The organism is Rhodococcus sp. MS16 (genome assembly GCF_013277795.1).
Lineage (GTDB): Bacteria > Actinomycetota > Actinomycetes > Mycobacteriales > Mycobacteriaceae > Rhodococcus_F > Rhodococcus_F globerula.
On sequence record NZ_VBTM01000001.1, the window covers coordinates 381,606 to 404,050 of the forward strand.

Consider the following 22,445-nt stretch of genomic DNA (forward strand, 5'->3'; position numbering starts at 1 on the left):
ACTACCCGCGTGAGGGTTCGGAAACGTTTCGGTAACCGATGTCATCGACTCGCAACGCAATCGCTACACAGCGAAACATGAGAGACACCAGTAGGGAACGGGAGCGCAGAAAACTGTCAACTGACAGGAATACAGCCCCCAGGCCCCAGGAGAATCAATGACGATCGCGGCACCTAAGCCCAGCGACGACAACGACCTCGCCGAGTTCGGCTACGAGCAGCAACTGCACCGCTCGCTCGGCAAGTTCGCCTCGTTCGCGGCCGGCTTCTCGTTCGTCTCCATCCTGACCACGATCTTCCAGTTGTTCGGACTCGGCTTCAGCTTTGCCGGACCGGCATTCTTCTGGACGTGGCCCTGTGTGTTCCTGGGCCAGTTCATGGTGGCGCTGAGCTTCGCCGAACTTGCTGCGCGGTATCCGATCTCAGGGGCTATCTACCAGTGGTCCCGGCGGATGGGCGGCGAGATCATCGGGTGGTTTGCCGGATGGTTCATGATCATCGCGCAGATCGTTACCGCCTCTGCGGCGGCGATCGCCCTGCAGGTGGTGTTGCCAAACGTGTGGAGCGGATTTCAGATCGTCGGCGAGGACAGCTCGCTGACATCGTCGAGTGGCGCGACCAACGCGGTACTGCTCGGTTCGGTGCTGTTGGTGCTCACGACAACGATCAACTGTATTGGTGTCAACTGGATGTCGCGCATCAACAATATCGGTGTGACCTGCGAGATCATCGGCGTCATCGCGGTGATCGGCATGTTCTTCACCCACGCTCAGCGTGGCCCGCAGGTGGTATTCGACACCGGCGCCGCAGGCAGCGAGCCCGGCTACATCTGGGCCTGGATTGTCTCGGGATTGATGGCCGCGTACGTCATGGTCGGCTTCGGCTCGGCAGGCGAACTCGCCGAGGAGACCCGCAATCCGCGTCGCGTCGCACCGCGCACCATTCGGTTGGCACTGTCGGTGTCTGCTCTTGGTGGTGGCCTGATGATCGTCGGCGCGCTGATGGCAGCGCCGAGCCTCACCGACGGTCGGCTCGCAACCGAAGGCCTGCCGTACGTGCTCGGCGCAATCCTGAGCTCCCCGTGGGGCACCCTGCTGCTGATCGACGTCGCTATCGCGGTATTCGTCTGTACCCTCGCGATTCAGACCGCTGCGTCCCGGTTGATGTTCTCCATGGCCCGCGACGGCCGCCTGCCCGCATCGAAGACCCTCTCGAAGGTCAACGCCCGCACCGGAACTCCCATCGCGCCGTCCGTCCTGATCGGTATCGCTTGCATCCTGGTGCTCGCGGTCAACGTCGGGAACTCGGCAATCTTCACGACACTGTCGAGTGTGTGCATCGTGCTGATCTACCTTGCCTACCTGATGGTGACCGTTCCGCTGCTGCGTCGACGGTTGCAAGGCTGGCCGCACGGAGATGTCCAGTACGACTCCGAAGGCCGAAAGCTGTTCTCACTGGGCGTCTTCGGCGTCCCGGTCAACATCGCGGCGGTGCTGTACGGAGCCGCAATGGTGATCAACCTGTCCTGGCCGCGCGCCGAAATCTTCAACCCGTCCGGTGACATGCCGATCCTGCAATGGGCCGCCCCGATCACCGTGATTGCCGTCGTCCTGGTGGGCGCTCTCTGCTACCCGCGCGGCAAAACCGTTCCGAACCCCGTCACGATTGGAGCTACGAAGTGACCACGACCGACACTGCCACCGACACCACAGCAGCCGCCCGCGAACACGCCCGCTCGCAGGCCGGTGCGATCACCGACTCGATGCCCGTCCTTCCCGCCTACGATTGGCCCACGCCTCCGGCCGGTATCGACGCTGACCGGCTCACCTGGGCGGAGACTGTGCCCGGCGGCCGCTACACCTCGAAGGTGCTGGCCCGCGGCACGCGGCTCCGATTGCGCGACATCGCCGGCAGTGCCTGCGCGAACCTGCTGCTGTACCGGGCCGACGCTCCGCACGAGCGGCTCAACATCGCCGATACCGTCAAGGTGCCGTGGCAGGCGTACCTGAGGGTGGGGCATCCGCTGCTCTCCGACCAGGGACGGGTGCTGGCCACCGTTGTGGCCGATACCTCCGGTCACCACGACGCGTTCTGCGGAACCACTTCACTGGCTACGAACACAGCCAAGTACGGCGAAGGATCCGTCCATTCGGGTGCGCCCGCGGGCCGGGAACTGCTGACACTGGCTGCGGCCAAACATGGTCTGACCGCGCGTGACCTGCCGCCGGTGCTGACACTGTTTCACGGAGTGCGCGTCGAGTCCGACGGCGGACTCACCAGCACCGGAAATGCCGGCGCCGGAACGGAGCTGGAGCTGCTGATCCATCTCCCGGTGATCGTGCTGATCGCCAATACCGCACACCCGCTTGACCCGGCCACCACGTTCGGCACCACCTCCCTCGAGGTAGTGGCATGGACGGCACCCGAGGATCTGGAGGCTCTGCCGAACAACGATCCCGAGTACCGCCGCGCAGTCCTCAACACCGAGGACGCCTGGAACGCCGCCAAGCCCGTCAATGAAGCACAGCCCGTCAATGAAGCACAGCCAGTCAATGATGCACAGCTCGGAAGGGACGCCAAATGACCACCGCCGTAGACACTCCCGCTCTTGTCCCCGGAGCCGTGATCCTTGATGACACTGTCGGCGCCCGTGGACCCTGGTCCGCGATCGTTCGGGCCGGCGACGTCCTGACCATCGTCGACCTGCACGGCAATCAAGCCGTCGACTCCCTCTTCTATGCTGCCGATGATCATGGTGTTCGGTATTCAGCTGCCGCAACCGTTGCAGCTCAGCGCAATCTGTTTCTCACGACGGGGTCCGTGCTTCGCGCCGACGACGGAACAGCTCTGATGACGCTTGTCGGTGACGAGGTCGGCAACCATGACACCGTCGGTGGCGCGTGCTCGCAGGAGTCGAACACCCTGCGCTACGGCCACCACACCAAGCATCAGCACGCGTGTGTCGAGAACTTCCTGATCGAGGGAGCCAAGTGGGGCCTTGGTAAACGAGACTTGGTCTCCAACATCAATTTCTTCATGAATGTTCCGGTCGACGCGGACGGCACACTCGGCATTGTCGACGGGCTCTCCGCGCCGGGTAAGCGCCTCGCCCTGCGCGCTGAGATCGACACGCTTGTACTCGTATCGAACTGCCCGCAGATCAACAACCCCTGCAACGGTTTCGACCCCACAGAGGTACGGATGATCGTGACCCGTCCGGAGGAAGAGCGATGACCGAGATCGCCGTTCAGCGCCCCGGTATGTTGAGCACCGTCCAGGACTGGCCAGGTCGCGTCGGCTACTGGCAGATCGGCGTGCCCCCGTCAGGCCCGATGGACGACCTGTCTTTCAGGCTCGGCAACGAAGCACTCGGGAACGAACCGGGAGCCGCCGGGCTCGAATGCACGATGGCCGGACCAGCACTGCGATTCGCCGAGGCCACCGTCGTGTGTGTCACGGGCGCACCTGCCATTGTCCGAGTGAACGGACTGCAGGTCCGGGCCTGGGCGCCGGTGCAGGTTCCCGCCGGCGGTGTCCTCGACGTCGGGGCGACAACAGGTCCGGGACTACGGATCTACGTGCTGGTCCGCGGCGGGATCGACGTGCCCGACTACCTGGGCAGCGGAGCGACGTTCACGCTCGGCAAGTTCGGCGGTCACGAGGGGCGGACGCTACGCGAGGGTGACGTGTTGAGCTGCGGAGCGGGGCCATGCAACCCCGATGCCGCCCAACCAGTTCCGATGGAACACGTACCGGTGATCGGTGGCCGCTGGGAGATCGCCGTTACCGAGGGTCCACACGGCGCACCGGAGTTCTTCACCCGCAACGATATCGACACGCTGTACGCCACCGACTACGAGGTGCACTTCAACTCCGATCGAACGGGCGTCCGGTTGATCGGTCCGCAGCCTGATTGGGCGCGCAACGACGGCGGCGAGGCCGGACTGCACCCCTCCAACATTCACGACAACGCCTATTCGGTTGGCGCACTGGACTTCACCGGTGACACCCCCATCCTGCTCGGGCCGGACGGTCCGAGTCTGGGTGGATTTGTCTGCCCGGTCACCGTCGTATCCGCGGAACGGTGGAAGCTCGGCCAACTGAGCCCCGGCGATACGGTTCGATTTGTGCCGATCCGCGCCGATCGTGCCGCATCGAAAGGTCAACTGGGCCTGAGTCGGCGCGCGAGCCTGCCGGCAGTGTTCAGCGACGGCGGCGACGGGGACGACGGAGTGATCGCCCGCCGCGACGGCAAGACTGCGGTGACGTATCGCCGCTCGGGCGACGACAACGTTCTTGTCGAATACGGGGACATGACGCTCGACCTCGCGCTCCGGGCGCGGGCGCACGCGCTGCATCAGCGTCTCGAGGCAGAGAAGCCGGCTGGGCTACTCGATCTCACCCCCGGCATCCGGTCGCTGCAGGTGCGCGTCGACCCTGATGTGCTTCCGGTGTCGAAGCTGATGGGTTTGCTCGCCGAAGCTGAGGAACAGATCCCGGATTCGTCCGAACTCGTGGTCCCCAGCCGATCGGTGCGGATGCCCTTGTCCTGGGACGACCCGTCCACCCGCGAGGCGATCAAGCGCTACATGCACGGTGTTCGTGCCGATGCGCCGTGGTGCCCGTGGAACATCGAGTTCATTCGGCGCATGAACGGGCTGGATTCGGTCGCTGACGTCTTCGACACGGTCTTCGACGCCGAGTACCTCGTCCTTGGACTCGGCGACGTCTATCTCGGTGCGCCGGTTGCCACTCCGCTCGACCCGCGACACAGGTTGGTCACCACCAAGTACAACCCGGCACGTACCTGGACGCCGGAGAACGCGGTCGGTATCGGCGGAGCGTACCTGTGCATTTACGGCATGGAGGGGCCAGGTGGCTACCAGTTCGTGGGACGCACCACCCAGGTGTGGAATCACCGTTATCCCGAGAAGTCCGGACCGTTCGAGGACGGTACGCCCTGGTTGCTACGGTTCTTCGACCGGATCTCCTGGTATCCCGTCGAGCCGGACGAGTTGCTCGAACTGCGCGCCGAGACGGCGGCAGGTGGGCCCGGCGGCGTGCAGATCACCGACGGCAGTTTCTCCCTCGCCGAACACGAGCAGTTCCTGACCGACAATGCGGACTCCATTGCGGAATTCCGTGCAACCCAGGCAGTCGCGTTCGGCGCCGAGCGGGACGCCTGGTCAGCTGCGGGTGAGTTTGCCCGCACCACAACAACAGTCAAGGAGGTAGCCGCGTGAGCGCGACCGAGCGGGTATCGGCGGCATATCGGTCGATCGAGCGCGTCGACCGGCCGGAGATCTGGATACACCTGCGCCCCGAGGTCGACGCGATGGCCGAGGCCGCGCGCGTCGATGCCTCCACCGCTGACCTGCCGCTACGAGGTCTGGTGCTCGCAGTCAAGGACAACGTCGACGTGGCCGGCTTACCCACCACCGCCGGATGTCCCGAGTTCGCCTACACACCCGCGGTCGACGCGGCCGCCGTTGCGGCTCTGCGGGCGGCGGGCGCAGTAGTGCTGGGTAAGACGAATCTCGACCAGTTCGCGACCGGACTGGTCGGCACACGCAGCCCGCACGGCGCGGTACGCGACTCGCGTCGGCCGGAGTACATCTCGGGTGGCTCGAGTTCTGGATCCGCGGTAGCTGTTGCGCTCGGGCTGGTCGACATCGCGATCGGTACCGACACCGCAGGGTCCGGCCGTGTTCCAGCAGGTCTGCAGGGCATTGTCGGCATCAAGCCGACCGTCGGGGTCGTCTCGACCGAGGGAGTGGTCCCGGCGTGCAGTTCCTACGATTGCGTGACCATTTTCGCCGCGGATCTGGCCGGCGCCGAGTCTGCGATGGCCGTGATGGCATCAGGCGCACCGGGCCGCCAGTGGCCGAGCGACGTCCGGTTGGCCGCGCCGCCGCGGCCACGCGTCGCAGTTCCAGCTGTGTTGCCCGGACTCGACGAGCAGTGGGCGGCAGCGTTCGGAGCAGCTGTCGAACAGCTGCGGGCTGCGGGTGCCGAGGTAGTCGAGATTGACCTGACGCTTTTCCTCGACGCCGCGAAGCTGCTGTACGACGGTGCGCTTGTCGCTGAAAGATATGCGGCGGTAGGCGAATTCGTCGACGCGCACGCCGATGCGGTGGACCCGACGGTACGTTCGATCATTGCGCCGGCCGGAGTCATACCGGCACATCGACTACTCGCGGACCGGGAATTGTTGGCGCAGTTGCGGAACCGGGCGATGAAGGAGCTCGACGGACTCGATGCCCTCATGGTGCCGACGGCCCCGGAACATCCGACGATCGCCGAGGTTGCGGCTGATCCGATCGGCGTGAACTCCCGTATGGGCACGTACACCAACTTCTGCAATCTCTTCGACCTGTCAGCTGTCGCGGTTCCTGCCGGTAGGGCAGGCAATGCGCAGTTCGGGGTGACGGTGCTGGGCCGTGCGTTCGAGGACGGCGTCGCTGCTGACATCGCGGCGATGGTGAATGGCGACCAGGCAACCGGATGGACTTCAGCGCCCGCGGACACGGTCGAGCTGGCAGTATTCGGCGCTCACCTGCGCGGTCAGCCGCTCGAGCATCAGCTGGCCGGACTCGGTGCCCGCTGGTGTGGGCCGGTAGCCACCGCTCCGCGCTACCGACTCAGTGCGCTGGACACCGCGCCACCTAAACCAGGATTGATCCGGGTGAGCGAGGGCGGCGTGTCGATTGTGGGGGAGCGCTGGCAACTCACTCCCGCCGCGCTCGGCACATTTCTCGCGGCACTGCCGACGCCGATGATGCTCGGATCGGTCGAATTCGACGACGGCAGTTGGGGAACCGGGTTCGGCTGTGACCAGGAGGCGGCGTCCACGGGCAAAGACATCAGCGAGTACGGAGGCTGGCAGGCTGCGCTGTCGGCCGGGGCGGTGGGCTGACCTGGCTAGTGGTGCGTTTCGATTGCGCTCAGCTCTGGTTGTGATCGAATTTCACGGCGCGGCCGGTAATTTCGGATGCGGTGATCTCGACAACGTTGTACTTGGGCGTCGGAATCCAGGACCGCAACCCCAATTCGTCGATTTTGGCGGTTTCGGTGAACGACGTGATGACCCGCGCGGTTCCGCGTACTACGACGCTCCATCCCTGTTCTGGGCCAACGTGATCGGCTTCGAACAGAACGCGATCGTTGATGGTCAGTTCGACGAGTTTGGCTCCCTCCGCGGTGCGGAAGTAGATGTGGTTGTCATCGACCACGTAATTGACCGGAAAAATGTCCACGTGTCCGGAAGCTCCGACCACAATCCGGCCCAATGTGGCTTGGCTCAGCAGCTTCCAGCTTTCTTCGGCTGCGAGTACGGCGACTGGTGAGTTCGAGGAGAGATCGTTGGCGGTCATGTCTTATTTTCTCACGCGAGAGGGGACTAATCGGGCGAGTTGGACGAAGATCACTAGTCAGCGGGTCGGTGTTGGCGCCGCGGGTACCGCCGCGGGGTCACCGCCGGGTACGCCGCCCCCGCCGTAGAAGGTGGGAATGATGCCCTTGGCCAGAACCAGCGCCGATCCCTCACCGCTCGGTACCGTCGCCAGGTTGGTGGCGATCACAATGGTGAGGTCGGTGTTCGGGTCGTGGGCCATGAATGACATGAATCCGGGAATCTGGCCGTCGTGGCCGATCAGGGCAGGTCCGAAGCGTGCGATGCCCAAACCGTAGCCGGCGGCCGAGGGATTGCTCGGATCAGTGGGTTGAATGCTGTCGAGGCGAATCTTCTGCATGTCGTCATTCAGCAACCCGCCGCCGACAAGGGCTTTGACGTAGGTAGCCAGATCTCCGACCGTCGAAATTGCGCCGCCCGCCGTCCACGTCCAGGACGGGTTGGCATCGGTCTCGTTGTTCGGCTTCAAGGTGCCGGCCAGCGCTGCGCTCAGTTCTGGTTCAGGGAGGGCGAAGGTGTCGATCGTGGAGACATTGGTGCCGAAGGAATAGCCCTGTGGATGGGGGTCGGGGATCGAGGAATCGGTTGCGTCCGGCAAGGAGGTGTGTGTCAACCCGAGGGGTTCGTAGATGCGCTCCTGGAATGCTTGTGCCGCAGTCATATCGGTGAGTTTTTCGATGAGCAGGCCGAGCAACACGATGTTGGTATTGCTGTACTCGAACTTCTCGCCCGGAGCAAAATCGACGGGGTGGGAGAACGCGATGGCCAGCAATTCCTCCGGTGTCCACGCCTTCTGCGGGTCGTTGTCGAGCGTCGCGTTGAATTGTGGGTCGAAGGAATAGCTGTACAGCCCGCTGTGCATGTCGGATAGCTGCGCAATGGTGATCGTGTCGCCGTTGGGCACCCCGTCGATGTACTTGCCGATGGGATCGTCCAGGCTGAGTTTTCCTTCCTGCACCAACTGGAGAATGACCGTCGACGTCATGGTCTTGGTATTGCTTCCGACGCGGAAATAGTCGTTCAGTGACATCGGTTTGTCCTCGCCGATGACCTGTGTGCCGAATGTCGCGGTCCAGTCGCCTTGTGTCGGCGACGAGATCAGCACCACTGCGCCGGGAATGACGTTGTCTTTCATCAGTTTCTCGATGGTCGGCTGCAAGGTTGCCGCATATGCCGGAGCTGCGCCATTGCTGGTTGACGTGACCTCAGTCTGCGACACGTCGGAGGAATCCGTCACCTCCGACGAGGTGCCGCACCCGGTCAGGGCGACGAGGCTCATCGTCAAAGCGACGGCTGCTGTTGTGCTGTGACGGCGCATGGGTTCTCCCGGTCTGCGATCGCGAATTCAGCTGTAACTTGAATCGTAAAGAACGACCGTGTCCGTTTTAGGTGTTTCGCGTGTCTGCGCTGGTTGAATTCGCTGAATTTGTCCACCATCAGGCATTGTGTGACTGTCGGTGAGAATTCGGCGGATGCGGAGAACGGGAGTAGCGATGGCGACGATCGAAGAAATTCTGGAACTGGAACGCCTCGAACGCGACATTTTCCGAGGGATAATTGCGGAGACCACGCTGCCCCGAACATTCGGTGGGCAAGTGGCAGGTCAGGCACTTGTCTCGGCCGTGCGTACCGTTGATCCGGAATTCTTGGTTCATTCCCTGCACGGATATTTTCTCCGACCCGGAAACCCGAAGGAGCCCACTGTCTTTCTGGTCGACCGCGTGCGCGATGGCCGATCTTTTGCCACACGACGGGTGACAGGAATCCAAGACGGGCAGGCGATCTTCACGATGTCGGCGTCGTTCCACGTTCAAGACGAGGGCATCGAGCACCAGGACGAGATGCCGCCTGTGCCCGACCCTGAGACGCTGGGCCTGGCCACCGACTCCGACGACGGCGAGACCGCGTGGCTGGCTCGCGAATGGGCAGACTGGGACCTACGGCTCGTCCCACAAGCTGATATCAGCAAGCGTCCAGGCGCCGCGGCTCAGCAGCAAGTGTGGTTCCGCTCGCGGGAGGCACTACCGGATGACCCGGTCTTCCACGTGTGTGCCCTCGCGTACATGAGCGACATGACCTTGCTGGGATCCTCTCGTATCCCGCACAAGGACACACCAATGCAGGCCGCATCGCTCGATCACGCAATGTGGTTCCTGCGCCCGTTTCGGGCGGACGAGTGGTTGTTGTACGACCAGACCTCGCCGTCGGCCGGGTTCGGTCGCGCGCTGACTCAGGGACGGATTTTCGACCGGCGCGGAAACATGGTCGCCGCGGTGGTTCAGGAAGGTTTGACGCGTCACCTTCGTACTCAGTAGACGCGAACGGCAGGTCGAGCGGGGTGGTCGTAACGCACGTCCAGATCGATCCGGTCGGTCACGCCACCCTGATGCTCGAGTAGCGGGTCGACGGTCCACAGCTGTGCAGGCGGTGTGTGCCGCCGGATCGCCGCCTCGGACATGTTCAATCGGACGGTGACGTCGAAGTCGAGACCGCGGCCAAGCAGCATCGGTCCGGCGACAATGATCACCGTTCGCTCGTGAACGGTTCGGCGGGATGAGCGTGCCGACCGGTCTGCTGTCTCGTCCCACAGTTGGGGAAGCCACGTACGACGCGCCCGCGCCGCCGTCACGACTTCACGGTCCAGAGCGTCGTAGTCGAACCACATCGTTCGATAGCTCAGCGGATCTTCGTGCCCGAACTCGAGCCGCAACGACGCCGGCCGCACGTAGTCGTGAAGAGAGACAACAGCACTCGGACGTTGCCGCGACTGCGCGGCAACACCGATCAACTCGGCTAGTTCGACCGGCCGAGCGCAATCAGCACCGTCCAGCGCCACCACCGCAACTGTCGGGTGTGATTCACAGAGCGATACAACCTGTTCGGCCAGGGCCTGCGGGGTCGAGGGGATGAAGGCGTTCACGCCACCATGGTGCCGTGTGCGGGCGGTGAACCGATAATGTGAACCCGTTGCCCGCCGGCGCTGTCGGCCTCTACTCTGCCGGAGGACACATGATTGGTATCGAGGAGATCCTCGAGCTCGAAACGCTGGAAAAGGATATTTTCAGAGGGGCAGTTCACCCCACTGTCATGCAGCGCACCTTCGGTGGACAGGTAGCCGGCCAGTCTCTGGTATCCGCAGTCAGCACCGTTGACGAGCGCTTCCACGTGCATTCGTTGCACGGATATTTTCTGCGGCCGGGTAATCCCAAGATTCCCACGGTGTATCTCGTGGACCGGATCCGTGACGGGCGCTCGTTCTGCACACGCCGGGTGAACGCCGTCCAGGACGGGAAGACGATCTTCTCGATGTCGGCGTCGTTCCACGTCGAAGACCAGGGCATCGAGCATCAGGACCGGATGCCGAATGTCCCGATGCCGGAGGAACTGCCGGACCCGTTGACCATTCCCGATTTTGCCGGAACACCGCTTCACGAGGAGTGGCGGAACTGGGATCTGCGAATCGTGCCTGCAGACGTTGCGAACTCGGCACCGGATATGCCTGCGCAGCAGCGGGTTTGGATCCGTTACCGCAACACCTTGCCGGATCGCCCACTTCTGCACATCTGTACCTTGGCCTATCTGAGTGACATGACGCTGCTCAACACCTCGAATGTGCCGCACAAGGACGTCAAGACGCAGAATGCCTCACTCGATCATGCGATGTGGTTCCTGCGTCCGTTCCGGGCCGACGAATGGTTGATGTACGACCAGACGTCGCCGTCGGCCGGGTTCGGGCGAGCGCTGACGCAGGGGCGCATTTACGATCGAAGCGGCAATATGGTGGCAGCGGTAGTCCAGGAAGGCCTATCGCGGATAGAACGCGAGCCCTCGGTTAGTGAAGACCCCTCGGGTAGTGAAGACAAGGTAGGAACACAGGCATGACTCGTCCGTTGATCGGTGTACTCGCACTCCAGGGTGACGTGCGGGAGCACCTTGCCGCCTTGGCGGATTCGGGGGCGGATGCCGTGGGTGTGCGCCGTCCCGAGGAGCTCGACAAGGTTGACGGCATCGTGATTCCCGGCGGTGAATCGACAACGATGAGCCGGCTTCTGCAGGTTTTCGAATTGCTCGAACCGCTTCGCGAACGGCTTCGCGGTGGACTGCCTGCCTACGGATCGTGCGCCGGCATGATCTTGCTGGCCAGCGAGGTGCTCGACACCCGGCCCGATGCCGAGCACCTCAATGCCATTGATATGACCGTGCGCCGCAACGCTTTCGGACGTCAGGTCGATTCGTTCGAATCGGATCTCGAATTCGAGGGCATTGTCGGAGATCCCGTCCGGGCCGTGTTCATTCGCGCGCCGTGGGTGGAACGGGTAGGCCCGGGCGTCGAGGTTCTTGCCCAGGTGCCGGCGGCAGCAGGCGAAGCTGCCGGCCGGATCGTGGCTGTTCGGCAAGGTTCGGTGATTGCGACGTCGTTCCATCCGGAGGTGACGGGGGACCGTCGTGTGCACGAGCTCTTCGTCGACCTGGTTCGGGGCTAGATTTCGCGAGCGCCAGCCTGTTGGACGAGTGAATTGAGGAGTCGGACACCATCTTCCGGGTGGTCGACGGTGACGGCGAAAACGCGCCCGGTCTCGAGCGTGAGCACGATTGCCTCGCCGGAGCGCAGTGTCACCGCCGTGCCGCGTGGAGTGATGCGATAGCCGTATCCACCCCACTCAACGGGCCGGATGGCGTCGGCCGACGCGGACTTCACTCTCGAGATGGCAATCTTCTTCCACCGGATGCCCCACGAGCTGATGCTCACTCCGGAATTATCCACGCGGACCGTGACGGACGCGAAAGCTGCTGTCATGACGGTGGCGGCGAGCAGGATGACAGCTACCCACCAGTCGGAATATGCGGCGGTGCCGACCGTGAGTGCTGTCAGACCGGCGGAGAGGACCCACGGCCAGACGCTGTGTGCGCGGCCGATCCACGCTGCGCGTTCGGTGGCAGTGAGCGGTGTGTCCAGCGTCGGGGTGGGGAGCAGCGGTTCGGCATTGGCTCCGCCCCGTGAGGTGAGCGCCCAAGCGGCGATTCCCGTCATTGCCGCAGCGATGGGAAGAGCTATCCACCACCCGATACGTGCGTTCTCCGGGGCGCCGGCGTCGAGGGTCAAGGCAACGCTGAGGATCCAGATCGTCGCTGACGTCGCGGCTGCGGTGGCTGTGACGGACAACAGCAGGGGAGCGGAGTCGCCCGCACGAAGCGCCGTGACCGCGGCAACGACGGAGGCGATCAACGACACCACCAGTGTGATGGCGAAGAACGTTGTGGTTGTGGCGAATCCGTCCGGCGTCGATCCGGACCAGTGACTGGCGACAGTGTGCGGAAGCTGATCGCCCCACAGTAGGCGTGCCACGATCAACACCGCCGTGGGGATGAAGGTCAACGAGGCTGCGGTCCAGAGCCGGAGCTTGCTGGTCGTCATTGTGTGCTGGTCTCCTTGATGAGGTCGAGCATGTGGGCTGTGTCGAGACCCAGATTGCGGGCCTGGCGGACAAACTCTCGTGCTGATTCGTGGAGAGCTGTTGCGCCGGAATCGAACTCGGCGCGGATGACGGCGCCGCGCCCGCGTCGTAGATCGATGAGGCCCTCGTCGCGCAGCGCCGCGTACGCACGCAGAACGGTGTGCAGATTGACGTCAACCGACTCGGCGAGTGCGCGAGCGGACGGAAGTCGATCACCGGGGCCGACCTCGCCGCGGATGACGGCCCCGCGCACTCCGGCCGCAATCTGATCGGCGAGTGGCGTCGCCGAGGCGTGATCGATGCGAATCAACATGTTTGCATTCTATGCAAACAATCTCGTGTTTGACGAATTAGTGTGCGGGGGATGCAGCACGTGGCGACGTGGGACGGGTAACATCGTCAGAGCTGAAAGAAGCGCATTCGGCGTGCGCAACACAGCAGGAAAGGGGCTTGAATCGCATGAGCGGCCACTCAAAATGGGCCACCACCAAGCACAAGAAGGCTGTGATCGACGCACGTCGTGGCAAATCCTTCGCGAAGCTGATCAAGAACATCGAGGTGGCGGCACGAACCGGCGGTGGCGATCCCACGGGCAACCCCACGTTGTTCGATGCCATTCAGAAGGCTAAGAAGACGTCTGTCCCCAACGACAACATCGAGCGTGCGCGCAAGCGCGGCGCAGGTGAAGAAGCTGGCGGCGCGGACTGGCAGACCATCATGTACGAGGGCTACGGGCCCAACGGTGTTGCTGTGCTGATCGAGTGCCTGACCGACAACCGCAACCGTGCAGCTGGTGAAGTTCGTACCGCGATGACGCGCAACGGCGGCAACCTTGCCGATCCGGGTTCGGTCTCATACCTGTTCGCTCGCAAGGGCGTCGTGACGCTCGAGAAGAACGGGCAGTCCGAGGACGACGTGTTGATGGCAGTACTCGATGCCGGCGCAGAAGAGGTCACCGATCTCGGCGAGACCTTCGAAATCGTCTGTGAGCCACAGGATCTTGTCGCGGTTCGCAGCGCTCTGCAGGAAGCCGAGATCGACTACGACTCCGCCGAGGCCGATTTCCGTGCATCCGTAGAGGTTCCGCTGGACGTCGACGGCGCCCGCAAGATCTTCAAGCTCGTCGACGCGCTCGAGGATTCCGACGACGTGCAGAACGTCTACACGAATATCGATCTGTCCGACGAGGTGCTTGCAGCACTCGACGCCGACTAGGTCGACGCTGAACTAGTTCGACGCAGCCATGCTCAACCCGGCCGTGACGGTAATCGTCGCGGCCGGGTTGCGTGTTGATGTCGGCAGTTCGCCCGTACACCGCTAAGCTATCGAACAGCTGTTCGGTGTGGAGAGGTGTGACAAAAGTGCGCGTGCTCGGAGTGGACCCTGGCTTGACCCGTTGCGGGTTGGGTGTGGTCGATGGGAGTAACGGCAGAGTTGTGCGTCCCATTGCCGTCGACGTGGTGCGTACGCCTGCTGACATGGACCTCGGACCTCGCTTGCTCCGAATCTCGGATGCGGCGGAACTGTGGATCGAGCAGTACAAACCTGACGTCGTTGCCATCGAGCGGGTATTCGCGCAACACAACGTCAGTACGGCAATGGGGACGGCGCAAGCCGGTGGTGTCGTTGCGGTTGCGGCCACGCGCCGTGGCATTCCCGTGTTCTTTCACACGCCCAGCGAGGTGAAAGCGGCTGTCACCGGGAGCGGAACCGCAGACAAGGCGCAGGTCACCGCGATGGTGACTCGAATCCTCAATCTCAAAACCGCTCCGAAACCCGCCGACGCGGCGGACGCACTCGCGCTGGCGATCTGCCACTGTTGGCGGGCACCCATGATCGAACGAATGGCGCGCGCCGAGGCAATGGCTGCGGAGCAGATGCGTAAGTATCAGGCAAAATTGGCCGAGACCACGAAGAAGGCAGGTTCACGATGATCGCGTCGGTTCGCGGCGAGGTACTCGACATAGCTCTCGATCATGCGGTTATCGAGGCTGCGGGTGTCGGTTACCGCGTCAACGCAACGCCGGTGACGCTGGGTGCGTTGCACCGGGGGAGTGAGGCGAGGCTTTTCACGACGATGATCGTGCGTGAGGATTCGATGACGCTCTACGGTTTCTCCGATCTCGAGTCCAAGGATCTGTTCAGCCTTCTCCAGACGGTGTCGGGCGTCGGCCCTCGCCTGGCGATGGCCACGCTTGCGGTACTCGAGCCGGATGCGCTGCGGCGAGCGCTCTCGGAGGGCAATCTCACCGCGTTGACGAGAGTGCCTGGCATCGGAAAACGTGGTGCCGAACGCATGGTTGTGGAACTGCGAGACAAGGTCGACGCAGTACCGACGACCGCCGGGGTGTCGGGGGCAGTCGCAGCAAATGCGATCCGTGATCAGATTGTCGAGGCCTTGGAAGGGCTCGGGTTCCCGCTCAAGCAAGCCGAACAAGCCACGGATTCCGTGCTCGCGGAAACACCCGCCGCAACTACGTCCGTCGCACTTCGATCCGCTCTCTCCCTGCTCGGTAAAACTCGATGAATTTCGACCCGATCGACGACTTCGACGACGAATCCCAGGTCAGCGCCGAATTGGTGGCGGGGGACGGTGAGGTCGAGGCAAGTCTCCGGCCCAAGAGCCTGGACGATTTCATCGGTCAACCGCGCGTGCGCGAGCAATTGCAACTGGTACTCACCGGGGCAAAGATGCGCGGCGGAACACCCGACCACATTCTGATGTCCGGACCGCCCGGACTCGGCAAGACGTCGATGGCGATGATCATCGCGGGTGAGCTGGGTTCTTCACTGCGGTTGACGTCAGGTCCGGCTCTCGAGCGGGCCGGTGATCTTGCGGCGATGTTGAGCAATCTGGTGGAGGGTGACGTTCTCTTCATCGACGAGATTCATCGGATCGCCCGTCCCGCCGAGGAAATGCTGTACCTCGCGATGGAGGACTTCCGAGTCGACGTCGTGGTCGGCAAGGGTCCAGGTGCTACTTCGATTCCGCTGGAAGTTGCGCCGTTCACCCTTGTAGGGGCGACCACCCGATCCGGCGCCCTTACCGGTCCGCTGCGAGATCGGTTCGGGTTCACCGCGCACATGGATTTCTACGAACCCGATGAGCTGCAACAGATTCTGATGCGATCGGCGGGCATCCTCGGCGTGAATCTCGAAGTTGATGCCAGTGCCGAAATTGCTCGACGCTCGCGAGGGACTCCGCGTATCGCCAACCGGTTGCTGCGGCGAGTGCGAGATTTTGCCGAAGTGAGGGCAGATGGGATCGTGACGATGGAGGTCGCCCGCGCCGCTCTCGCCGTTTACGACGTCGACCAACTCGGACTGGATCGTCTCGACAGATCTGTGTTGAGTGCGCTCGTGCGTTCATTCGGCGGCGGCCCGGTGGGAGTGTCCACCTTGGCGGTTGCGGTCGGTGAGGAACCGTCGACTGTCGAAGAGGTGTGCGAGCCGTTCCTGGTTCGCGCCGGCATGATCGCCAGGACCCCGCGCGGTCGTGTTGCCACTGCTGCAGCCTGGAAACAGCTCGGCATGACGCCGCCACCGGACGCCGCTGCAGGTGGTATCGAGGTTCGCGCCAGGGAGCCACAAGCATCGTTGTTCGACCCGGACGCGGAGTGATTTCGCGTTGTCGGAGCCTCCCGTTAGTGGCGAACTGTCGGGTTTCCTAAGGAACTAGTGGCACACTGGTGTCTTGCGTAGGTCCATCCGGGGCCCGCGTGGCGAAAAACATGCTACAAAACCGAGGTTGATCAACACATGTCGAGTTTGCTTTTCCCCCTCCTGATCCTCGCACTGCTGGTGCCGATGTTCCTGGGCATGCGCAAGCAGAAGAAGGCCATGGCCGCGACTTCCGAGATGCAGGATTCGTTGCAGGTGGGCGACCGTGTGCAGACCACGGCCGGCCTGTACGCGACCATCACGTCGTTGGACGACGACACCGTGGAACTGGAGATTGCGCCCGGCGTCGTCACCACCTGGTCGCGTCTGGTTATCCGCGAGCGTGTCAGTGATGTCGTCGAGGATTACAGTGACGACGAAGACGCGTCTTCCGAGTTCGAAGAATCGGCGACTGACACCGAAATCCGACTCACCAAGGATTCCTGAACGCAGTCACGTCGTGACCCTGCTCTAGAGTTACTGTGTAGTTAACGCATCGCCGCACGTTCGAACGGCGCAACTCGAGCGGTCGTGGACCGCTCACGTCCGGCACCTAATGAGGAGACTTAAAGATCGTGGCACCTTCCACCGGAACGGTGCATCCAGCCCGCTACCTAGCCCTGTTCGGGGTCCTGGTCGTGGCGCTGTATGCACTGGTGTTCTTTACTGGCGATAAATCGGCCACACCGAAGCTCGGTATCGACTTGCAGGGTGGAACGCGTGTCACGCTGACTGCGCGCACGCCGGACGGCAGCGCGCCCAGTCAGGACAGTCTGAAGCAGGCTAAGGAAATCATCGAGACCCGCGTCAACGGGCTCGGCGTGTCCGGATCCGAGGTACTCATCGACGGTGACAACCTCGTCATCACGGTGCCAGGCGACGACAGTGCACAGGCGCGGTCGTTGGGTCAGACGGCTCGCCTGTACATCCGTCCGGTGACCGGATCGATCGATGTCGCCACTCGCGACGCCAACCGCACGACGGTCGCTCCCGGCACCGAAACGCCGGCGGCAGAAACACCGGCAGCAGAGGCGCCCGCAACGGAGGCACCGGCCACACAGGCTCCGCAGAACCGCCCGTTCCCAGCACAAGAACCGGCAACCAGCGAACCCGCTCCCACATCGGAAGCAGCGCCAACAACAGAGCCGCCGGCACCGGCCGCTCCGAGTGACTCCGCCGACGCCAGTGACGCCGCCGCAGCCGAGATCGCTGCTGCGCGCGCGCTGCGTCAGAGCACCGATCCCACGGTTCAAGAGCAGGCCGTCGCGAATCTCGACTGTTCGGTAGCCGATCCGCTGCGTGGCAACGACGACCCGACCCTTCCGCTCGTCGCATGCTCCCAGGACGGTGCGTACATCTACCTCCTCGGCCCCTCGATCATCGACGGCCAGGAAATCTCCGACGCGTCGTCGATATTCAACTCCCAGCAGTCTCGCCACGAGATCAGCCTGTCGTTCAAGACCACGGGCAGCAACACCTGGGCACAGTTCACCGCGGCAAACATCGGCAAGCAGGCAGCCTTTGTCCTCGACTCGAAGGTCGTCAGCGCGCCCACGATTCAAGGCGCAACGCCCGCTGGTAGCGCCACCTCGATCACCGGCAGCTTCACCGCGGAAAGCGCGGAGGAACTGGCGAACACACTGAAGTACGGTTCGCTGCCGCTCTCGTTCGCGGCTTCGGAAGCCGAGACAGTATCGGCGACGCTCGGACTGGCGTCTCTGCAAGCAGCGTTGATCGCGGGCGCAGTCGGCCTTGTTCTCGTGCTCGTGTACTGCCTCGTCTACTACCGAATGCTTGGCGTGCTGACCGCGCTGTCGCTCGTCCTCTCGGGAATCATGGTGTACGCCATCATGGTGCTGCTCGGCCGGTATATCGGGTTTACCCTCGACCTCGCCGGCATGGCAGGTCTGATCATCGGTATCGGTATGACAGCCGACTCGTTTGTCGTATTCTTCGAACGCATCAAGGACGAGATGCGAGAGGGCCGCAGCTTCCGTTCCGCAGTACCCCGTGGTTGGGCCCGTGCCCGCCGCACCATCCTCTCGGGCAACGCCGTGAGCTTCATCGCGGCCGCCGTTCTGTACCTACTGGCGGTGGGCCAGGTGCGCGGATTTGCGTTCACCCTCGGCCTGACCACCATCCTCGACGTCGTAGTTGTCTTCCTCGTGACGTGGCCTCTGGTTCATCTGGCTTCCCGTTCGGCGTTCTGGTCCAAGCCCAGCGTCAACGGATTGGGAGCAGTCCAAGAGGTAGCCCGCGAACGTAAGGTTGCCGCCGCTGCGTCGGCTAAGGAGACACGAGCATGAGTGAGTCCAACAACAACTCTGCCGAAAATTCCTCGGCGGACCGCGAAGCACGTTCCGTAACAGCAGATTCCGGGGTCGACCAGGCCTCGATGCCGAAACATAGTCTGCTGTCGCGTCTGTACACCGGCACCGGCGCATTCGAGGTAGTCGGCAAGCGTCGGTTCTACTACGGCCTGACCGGCGCGTTGGTAGCGATCGCACTGCTGGCAATGCTGATCCGCGGTTTCACGTTCGGTATCGATTTCGAGGGCGGATCGCGCATCCAGTTCCCGGCCGGAGACGGCGTCGAGACATCGCAGGTCGAAACTGTGTACTCCGAAGCACTCGGTTTCGAACCGGTCAGCGTGCAGACGGTGGGTTCGGGTTCGAGTGCTACCGTGCAGATTCGCTCGGAAACGCTCGATGCGCAGCAGATCGTGACGCTCCAGAATGCACTCTTCGACGAATTCCAGCCCGAGGACAGAAACGGTAATCCGTCCCGCGATGCCATCAGCTTTGCCGATGTGAGCGAGACGTGGGGTGGCCAGATCACCAAGAAGGCTCTGCTCGCGCTGATCGTCTTCCTGGTCATCGTGAGTATCTATATCGCGATTCGTTTCGAGAGAGACATGGCGGTAGCCGCGATCATCGCGCTGTTCTTCGACATCATCGTGACCGCGGGTATCTACGCGCTCGTCGGATTCGAAGTCACACCTGCGACGGTGATCGGTCTGCTCACCATTCTCGGTTTCTCGCTGTACGACACCGTCGTCGTGTTCGACAAGGTGGAGGAGAACACGAGAGGCATCCTGCATCTGACGCGTCGCACGTACGGTGAACAGGCGAACCTCGCCGTCAACCAGACGCTCATGCGCTCGATCAACACAACGGTCATCAGTGTGTTGCCCGTGATTGCCCTGATGGTGGTCGCGGTGTGGATGCTCGGCGTCGGAACGCTCAAGGACCTGGCCCTCGTCCAGTTGGTCGGCATCGTCGTTGGCGCCTACTCGTCGATCTTCTTCGCGACCCCGCTCCTCGTGTCGATGAAGGAACGATGGGGACCTGTGGCCGTTCACACCCGCAAGGTTCTCGCTCGCCGGGCTACGCTTGCCGAAAAGGGTCTCGGTGCCAAGACCGCAGAGTCTGTCGGTGCCGGAGCATCGGTAACGCAACGTGCCGCAGTTGCTCCCGCGCCTGGCGCTCGGCCGACCGGAAAGCGGAAAAAGAAGGCTCACTGATCATGCTCCAAGCGAGGCGAGCAGTAGTTCGCTCACTGTCGTTTGTTGCTGCCACCGCGGTGGTCACAGGTTCGTTGGCGGCCTGCTCGGAGGACGACACCGAGCAGGCTCCGTCCATCGGATACGCAATCGACAACACGATCACCACGTACAACGGCAACACGACGGCCGGGGCCGTCTCGGGAACGATGGCGGCGCTCAGTCGGGTGCTGCCTGGCTTCACCTTCACCGGGCCGGTCGGCGCTCCGGTATCGGACACAGACATCGGTACCGCGGCGCAGTTGCCTGGTGAGGCTCTGACCGTGTCGTACACGCTCAATCCCTCGTCCGTGTACTCCGATGGTGTTCCGCTGACCTGCGACGACCTGGTTCTCACATGGGCCGCGTCGAGTGGCCGATTCACGAAAACCGTCGACGGCGCGGACGTGCCGATGTTCGATGTAGCCAACACGTTGGGGTACTCCGATATCGACCGGGTGCAGTGCCAGCCCGGTGCAAAAGACGCGACCGTCGTGTTCAAACCCGGCCGCGCGTTCACCGAGTGGCGTTCCCTGTTCGGGGCGACGGCACTGATGCCGTCGCACATCGCGATGCAACGCGCCGGCGTGCCAGACCTGGTGTCGGCCGTGAATTCGGATGACACCGAGGCACTGACGAAGATCGCCGATTTCTGGAACACCGGGTGGAACATGACGCCCGGTCAGTTGGATACGTCGGTATTGCCGTCCTCGGGCCCGTACCGAGTCGAGGACTACACCGAAGACGGTGGGCTGGTGCTGGTCGCCAACGAGCGGTGGTGGGGCAATGCACCGGCCACTGACCGCATCGTGGTCTGGCCCCGTGGAGTGGACCTCACCAAGGATGCTGTCGACCAATCGATCGAAGTGATCGACGTCGGTTCCGGTTCGGCCGGGGACCTCAGCGCGCTCTCCGGTTTCACCAGCGAGCAAATCCCGTCGAGGTCCATCGAGCAATTCATCTTGTCGACGTCGGGGGTTCTGGGCGACGAAGCAGCCCGGCGGGCATTCGGGCATTGTGTGCCTCGGTCGACGCTGTTCGATCAGTACGGAAGCACGCCAGACGCGCCGGCGGTCGGCGTCGGATCCGGAACGGTGGATTCGCGTCTCGTAGTCCCCGATTCGTTGGTGTACAGCGATGCCGCGGCGACCGACGGTAATCGATACAGCGCAGCGGACGTCGCAGCCACCAAGGTCTCGTTGTCCGAGGCCGGATTGGATGCGTTGACCGTGCGTGTCGGGTACCTGGCTCCGGATCCGGTGCGGTCCCAGATCGTGGCCGACGTGAAGGCGGCGTGCGAACCTGCCGGAGTCACGATCGAGGACGTCAGCTCCCCGGATTTCACACCGGACGCACTGCGCACGGGTGGCGTCGACGCGGTCCTGGCCGGCACCGCCGGTCAAGCGGGTGCGGCGGGCATGGCGGACATGATCGACGCGCGCGGAGCACTGCGGTCGGGTAACTCCTCGAATTTCGGTGAATACGGAAATGTGCGGGTCGATCAGATTATCGACCAGTTGGACACCGATCCTGCAATAGCTGCGCAATTGGGACTGTCGGTGGAGGCGGAGAACATCCTCTGGACGCAGGTGCCTACTATTCCTCTGTTCAATCAGGTGCGAACTGTTGCCGTCGCTCAAGGAATGAGTGCCGTGGTGGCCAATCCGACTCGATCGGCCAGCGGCTGGAACATGGACAGATGGGTATTGCGTAGATGACGATTTCGAATGAAATCAGTGTGGGTGGGACAAGGATGACGTCAGACGAATTGAAGGCAGTGCATCTGGCCGCGTCGGATGCCGTAGTCCGGTTGACACGGTGGGCCGACAATTTCCCAGGTCCGGGTGTGCGTTTTGCAGACCTGACGCCGGTGTTCGCGGACGCCGAAGGTTTCAGTGCTGTTCTCGACGGTTTGATTGCATGTGCGCCCGATGTGGACACGATTGCGGCCGTCGACGCGCGTGGTTTCCTGCTCGGAGCCGGTGCTGCCGCTCGAATGGGCGCCGGTGTGGTTGCGGTGCGCAAGGTGGGCAAACTGCCGCCACCTGTTCTCTCACGTTCGTACAGCCTCGAATACGGGTCGTCGACGCTCGAGATTCCGGCAAACGGGTTCGATCTCACCGGACGGAATGTTCTGGTCATCGACGACGTTCTGGCTACCGGAGGGACATTGGAAGCAGCCGTGCAGTTGGTGGAACTGGCCGGCGCCACCGTCGTCGCGGTGGCCGTGGTGCTCGAGATCGAGGAACTCAGGGGCCGTGATCGGTTCGTAAAGTACCCGCTGACGTCCCTGGTCAAGGTCTGAGTACTAAAGTTGGCTCCTGGGGGTCTGGTAGACCTCCAGGGCAATTTCCCGTTGCAGGGCGGTTGCCTAACCA

Annotated in this window: 22 protein-coding genes; 17 read left to right on the plus strand and 5 right to left on the minus strand. The window is 63.1% G+C overall.

Annotated elements, in window-relative coordinates; genetic code table 11:
* Positions 1 to 157 precede the first annotated feature (157 nt).
* The 5 genes from FEZ60_RS01800 to atzF are packed head-to-tail and all read left to right on the plus strand — an operon-like array spanning position 158 to position 6,915.
* Complete coding sequence (locus FEZ60_RS01800) at positions 158 to 1,681, plus strand: amino acid permease (RefSeq protein ID WP_172935410.1); 1,524 nt, start codon at positions 158 to 160, stop codon at positions 1,679 to 1,681.
* A complete protein-coding gene (locus tag FEZ60_RS01805; protein WP_346343315.1) occupies positions 1,678 to 2,583 on the plus strand; it encodes an urea amidolyase associated protein UAAP1 in 906 nt (301 codons plus the stop codon). The genes FEZ60_RS01800 and FEZ60_RS01805 overlap by 4 nt, the downstream gene beginning before the upstream one ends.
* Positions 2,580 to 3,233: an urea amidolyase associated protein UAAP2 gene (locus FEZ60_RS01810; protein WP_172935412.1), complete on the plus strand. Its 654-nt coding sequence runs from the start codon at positions 2,580 to 2,582 to the stop codon at positions 3,231 to 3,233. The genes FEZ60_RS01805 and FEZ60_RS01810 overlap by 4 nt, the downstream gene beginning before the upstream one ends.
* On the plus strand, positions 3,230 to 5,242 hold the full coding sequence (locus FEZ60_RS01815; RefSeq protein WP_172935413.1) for a 5-oxoprolinase/urea amidolyase family protein: 2,013 nt from the start codon (positions 3,230 to 3,232) through the stop codon (positions 5,240 to 5,242). Before FEZ60_RS01810 ends, FEZ60_RS01815 begins: the two co-directional genes overlap by 4 nt.
* Complete coding sequence (gene atzF, locus FEZ60_RS01820; RefSeq protein ID WP_172935414.1) at positions 5,239 to 6,915, plus strand: allophanate hydrolase; 1,677 nt, start codon at positions 5,239 to 5,241, stop codon at positions 6,913 to 6,915. The genes FEZ60_RS01815 and atzF overlap by 4 nt, the downstream gene beginning before the upstream one ends.
* A 28-nt stretch (positions 6,916 to 6,943) precedes the next feature.
* On the opposite strand, the gene FEZ60_RS01825 is transcribed toward atzF, so the two are convergent.
* Entirely contained in the window at positions 6,944 to 7,372 is a 429-nt protein-coding gene (locus FEZ60_RS01825; protein ID WP_172935415.1) for a pyridoxamine 5'-phosphate oxidase family protein, read from the minus strand.
* 57 nt (positions 7,373 to 7,429) lie between these two features.
* A complete protein-coding gene (locus tag FEZ60_RS01830; protein ID WP_172935416.1) occupies positions 7,430 to 8,728 on the minus strand; it encodes a serine hydrolase domain-containing protein in 1,299 nt (432 codons plus the stop codon).
* Positions 8,729 to 8,903: 175 nt separating this feature from the next.
* On the opposite strand from FEZ60_RS01830, the gene FEZ60_RS01835 reads away from it, so the two are divergent.
* Entirely contained in the window at positions 8,904 to 9,725 is an 822-nt protein-coding gene (locus tag FEZ60_RS01835; RefSeq protein WP_033234679.1) for an acyl-CoA thioesterase II, read from the plus strand.
* Here FEZ60_RS01835 and FEZ60_RS01840 read toward each other — a convergent pair.
* Positions 9,719 to 10,330 carry a hypothetical protein gene (locus FEZ60_RS01840; protein WP_346343316.1) on the minus strand — a complete coding sequence of 204 codons (612 nt, stop codon included), beginning with the start codon at positions 10,328 to 10,330 and terminating at the stop codon, positions 9,719 to 9,721. The genes FEZ60_RS01835 and FEZ60_RS01840 overlap by 7 nt on opposite strands.
* An 89-nt stretch (positions 10,331 to 10,419) precedes the next feature.
* On the opposite strand from FEZ60_RS01840, the gene FEZ60_RS01845 reads away from it, so the two are divergent.
* Together FEZ60_RS01845 and pdxT are read left to right on the plus strand one after the other, a co-directional pair.
* Positions 10,420 to 11,292, plus strand: a complete 873-nt coding sequence (locus tag FEZ60_RS01845; protein ID WP_033234959.1) for an acyl-CoA thioesterase II — start codon at positions 10,420 to 10,422, stop codon at positions 11,290 to 11,292.
* Complete coding sequence (gene pdxT, locus FEZ60_RS01850; RefSeq protein ID WP_033234677.1) at positions 11,289 to 11,894, plus strand: pyridoxal 5'-phosphate synthase glutaminase subunit PdxT; 606 nt, start codon at positions 11,289 to 11,291, stop codon at positions 11,892 to 11,894. Before FEZ60_RS01845 ends, pdxT begins: the two co-directional genes overlap by 4 nt.
* Here pdxT and FEZ60_RS01855 read toward each other — a convergent pair.
* Positions 11,891 to 12,826 carry a hypothetical protein gene (locus FEZ60_RS01855; RefSeq protein ID WP_172935417.1) on the minus strand — a complete coding sequence of 312 codons (936 nt, stop codon included), beginning with the start codon at positions 12,824 to 12,826 and terminating at the stop codon, positions 11,891 to 11,893. The genes pdxT and FEZ60_RS01855 overlap by 4 nt on opposite strands.
* Positions 12,823 to 13,179 carry a GntR family transcriptional regulator gene (locus FEZ60_RS01860; protein ID WP_033234675.1) on the minus strand — a complete coding sequence of 119 codons (357 nt, stop codon included), beginning with the start codon at positions 13,177 to 13,179 and terminating at the stop codon, positions 12,823 to 12,825. Before FEZ60_RS01860 ends, FEZ60_RS01855 begins: the two co-directional genes overlap by 4 nt.
* A 146-nt stretch (positions 13,180 to 13,325) precedes the next feature.
* On the opposite strand from FEZ60_RS01860, the gene FEZ60_RS01865 reads away from it, so the two are divergent.
* The 9 genes from FEZ60_RS01865 (at position 13,326) to FEZ60_RS01905 (ending at position 22,372) form a co-directional block, all read left to right on the plus strand.
* Positions 13,326 to 14,081: a YebC/PmpR family DNA-binding transcriptional regulator gene (locus tag FEZ60_RS01865; protein WP_045067518.1), complete on the plus strand. Its 756-nt coding sequence runs from the start codon at positions 13,326 to 13,328 to the stop codon at positions 14,079 to 14,081.
* A 146-nt stretch (positions 14,082 to 14,227) separates the two neighbouring features.
* Positions 14,228 to 14,800 carry a crossover junction endodeoxyribonuclease RuvC gene (ruvC, locus tag FEZ60_RS01870; protein WP_033234673.1) on the plus strand — a complete coding sequence of 191 codons (573 nt, stop codon included), beginning with the start codon at positions 14,228 to 14,230 and terminating at the stop codon, positions 14,798 to 14,800.
* Complete coding sequence (ruvA, locus tag FEZ60_RS01875) at positions 14,797 to 15,393, plus strand: Holliday junction branch migration protein RuvA (RefSeq protein ID WP_033234672.1); 597 nt, start codon at positions 14,797 to 14,799, stop codon at positions 15,391 to 15,393. Before ruvC ends, ruvA begins: the two co-directional genes overlap by 4 nt.
* Complete coding sequence (gene ruvB, locus FEZ60_RS01880) at positions 15,390 to 16,487, plus strand: Holliday junction branch migration DNA helicase RuvB (protein WP_033234671.1); 1,098 nt, start codon at positions 15,390 to 15,392, stop codon at positions 16,485 to 16,487. The genes ruvA and ruvB overlap by 4 nt, the downstream gene beginning before the upstream one ends.
* A 138-nt stretch (positions 16,488 to 16,625) precedes the next feature.
* Positions 16,626 to 16,973 carry a preprotein translocase subunit YajC gene (gene yajC / locus FEZ60_RS01885; protein ID WP_045067521.1) on the plus strand — a complete coding sequence of 116 codons (348 nt, stop codon included), beginning with the start codon at positions 16,626 to 16,628 and terminating at the stop codon, positions 16,971 to 16,973.
* A 128-nt stretch (positions 16,974 to 17,101) separates the two neighbouring features.
* A complete protein-coding gene (gene secD, locus FEZ60_RS01890) occupies positions 17,102 to 18,832 on the plus strand; it encodes a protein translocase subunit SecD (protein ID WP_045067522.1) in 1,731 nt (576 codons plus the stop codon).
* Complete coding sequence (gene secF, locus FEZ60_RS01895; RefSeq protein WP_045067523.1) at positions 18,829 to 20,049, plus strand: protein translocase subunit SecF; 1,221 nt, start codon at positions 18,829 to 18,831, stop codon at positions 20,047 to 20,049. Before secD ends, secF begins: the two co-directional genes overlap by 4 nt.
* Positions 20,050 to 20,051: 2 nt before the next feature.
* Positions 20,052 to 21,785: an ABC transporter substrate-binding protein gene (locus FEZ60_RS01900; RefSeq protein ID WP_172935418.1), complete on the plus strand. Its 1,734-nt coding sequence runs from the start codon at positions 20,052 to 20,054 to the stop codon at positions 21,783 to 21,785.
* A gap of 35 nt (positions 21,786 to 21,820) precedes the next feature.
* Positions 21,821 to 22,372, plus strand: coding sequence for an adenine phosphoribosyltransferase (locus FEZ60_RS01905; protein ID WP_045067526.1), 552 nt, complete (start codon positions 21,821 to 21,823; stop codon positions 22,370 to 22,372).
* Positions 22,373 to 22,445: the final 73 nt, after the last annotated feature.

Bases quoted from the DNA above. Each gene is read 5' to 3' on its own strand.
- FEZ60_RS01825 (WP_172935415.1), bottom strand. From the start codon at position 7,372: ATGACCGCCAACGATCTCTCCTCGAACTCACCAGTCGCCGTACTCGCA.
- FEZ60_RS01905 (WP_045067526.1), top strand. From the start codon at position 21,821: ATGACGTCAGACGAATTGAAGGCAGTGCATCTGGCCGCGTCGGATGCC.
- FEZ60_RS01830 (WP_172935416.1), bottom strand. From the start codon at position 8,728: ATGCGCCGTCACAGCACAACAGCAGCCGTCGCTTTGACGATGAGCCTC.
- FEZ60_RS01815 (WP_172935413.1), top strand. From the start codon at position 3,230: ATGACCGAGATCGCCGTTCAGCGCCCCGGTATGTTGAGCACCGTCCAG.
- FEZ60_RS01900 (WP_172935418.1), top strand. From the start codon at position 20,052: ATGCTCCAAGCGAGGCGAGCAGTAGTTCGCTCACTGTCGTTTGTTGCT.
- secF (WP_045067523.1), top strand. From the start codon at position 18,829: ATGAGTGAGTCCAACAACAACTCTGCCGAAAATTCCTCGGCGGACCGC.
- FEZ60_RS01800 (WP_172935410.1), top strand. From the start codon at position 158: ATGACGATCGCGGCACCTAAGCCCAGCGACGACAACGACCTCGCCGAG.
- ruvA (WP_033234672.1), top strand. From the start codon at position 14,797: ATGATCGCGTCGGTTCGCGGCGAGGTACTCGACATAGCTCTCGATCAT.
- ruvB (WP_033234671.1), top strand. From the start codon at position 15,390: ATGAATTTCGACCCGATCGACGACTTCGACGACGAATCCCAGGTCAGC.
- FEZ60_RS01835 (WP_033234679.1), top strand. From the start codon at position 8,904: ATGGCGACGATCGAAGAAATTCTGGAACTGGAACGCCTCGAACGCGAC.
- FEZ60_RS01845 (WP_033234959.1), top strand. From the start codon at position 10,420: ATGATTGGTATCGAGGAGATCCTCGAGCTCGAAACGCTGGAAAAGGAT.
- FEZ60_RS01860 (WP_033234675.1), bottom strand. From the start codon at position 13,179: ATGTTGATTCGCATCGATCACGCCTCGGCGACGCCACTCGCCGATCAG.
- FEZ60_RS01855 (WP_172935417.1), bottom strand. From the start codon at position 12,826: ATGACGACCAGCAAGCTCCGGCTCTGGACCGCAGCCTCGTTGACCTTC.
- pdxT (WP_033234677.1), top strand. From the start codon at position 11,289: ATGACTCGTCCGTTGATCGGTGTACTCGCACTCCAGGGTGACGTGCGG.
- FEZ60_RS01865 (WP_045067518.1), top strand. From the start codon at position 13,326: ATGAGCGGCCACTCAAAATGGGCCACCACCAAGCACAAGAAGGCTGTG.
- yajC (WP_045067521.1), top strand. From the start codon at position 16,626: ATGTCGAGTTTGCTTTTCCCCCTCCTGATCCTCGCACTGCTGGTGCCG.
- FEZ60_RS01810 (WP_172935412.1), top strand. From the start codon at position 2,580: ATGACCACCGCCGTAGACACTCCCGCTCTTGTCCCCGGAGCCGTGATC.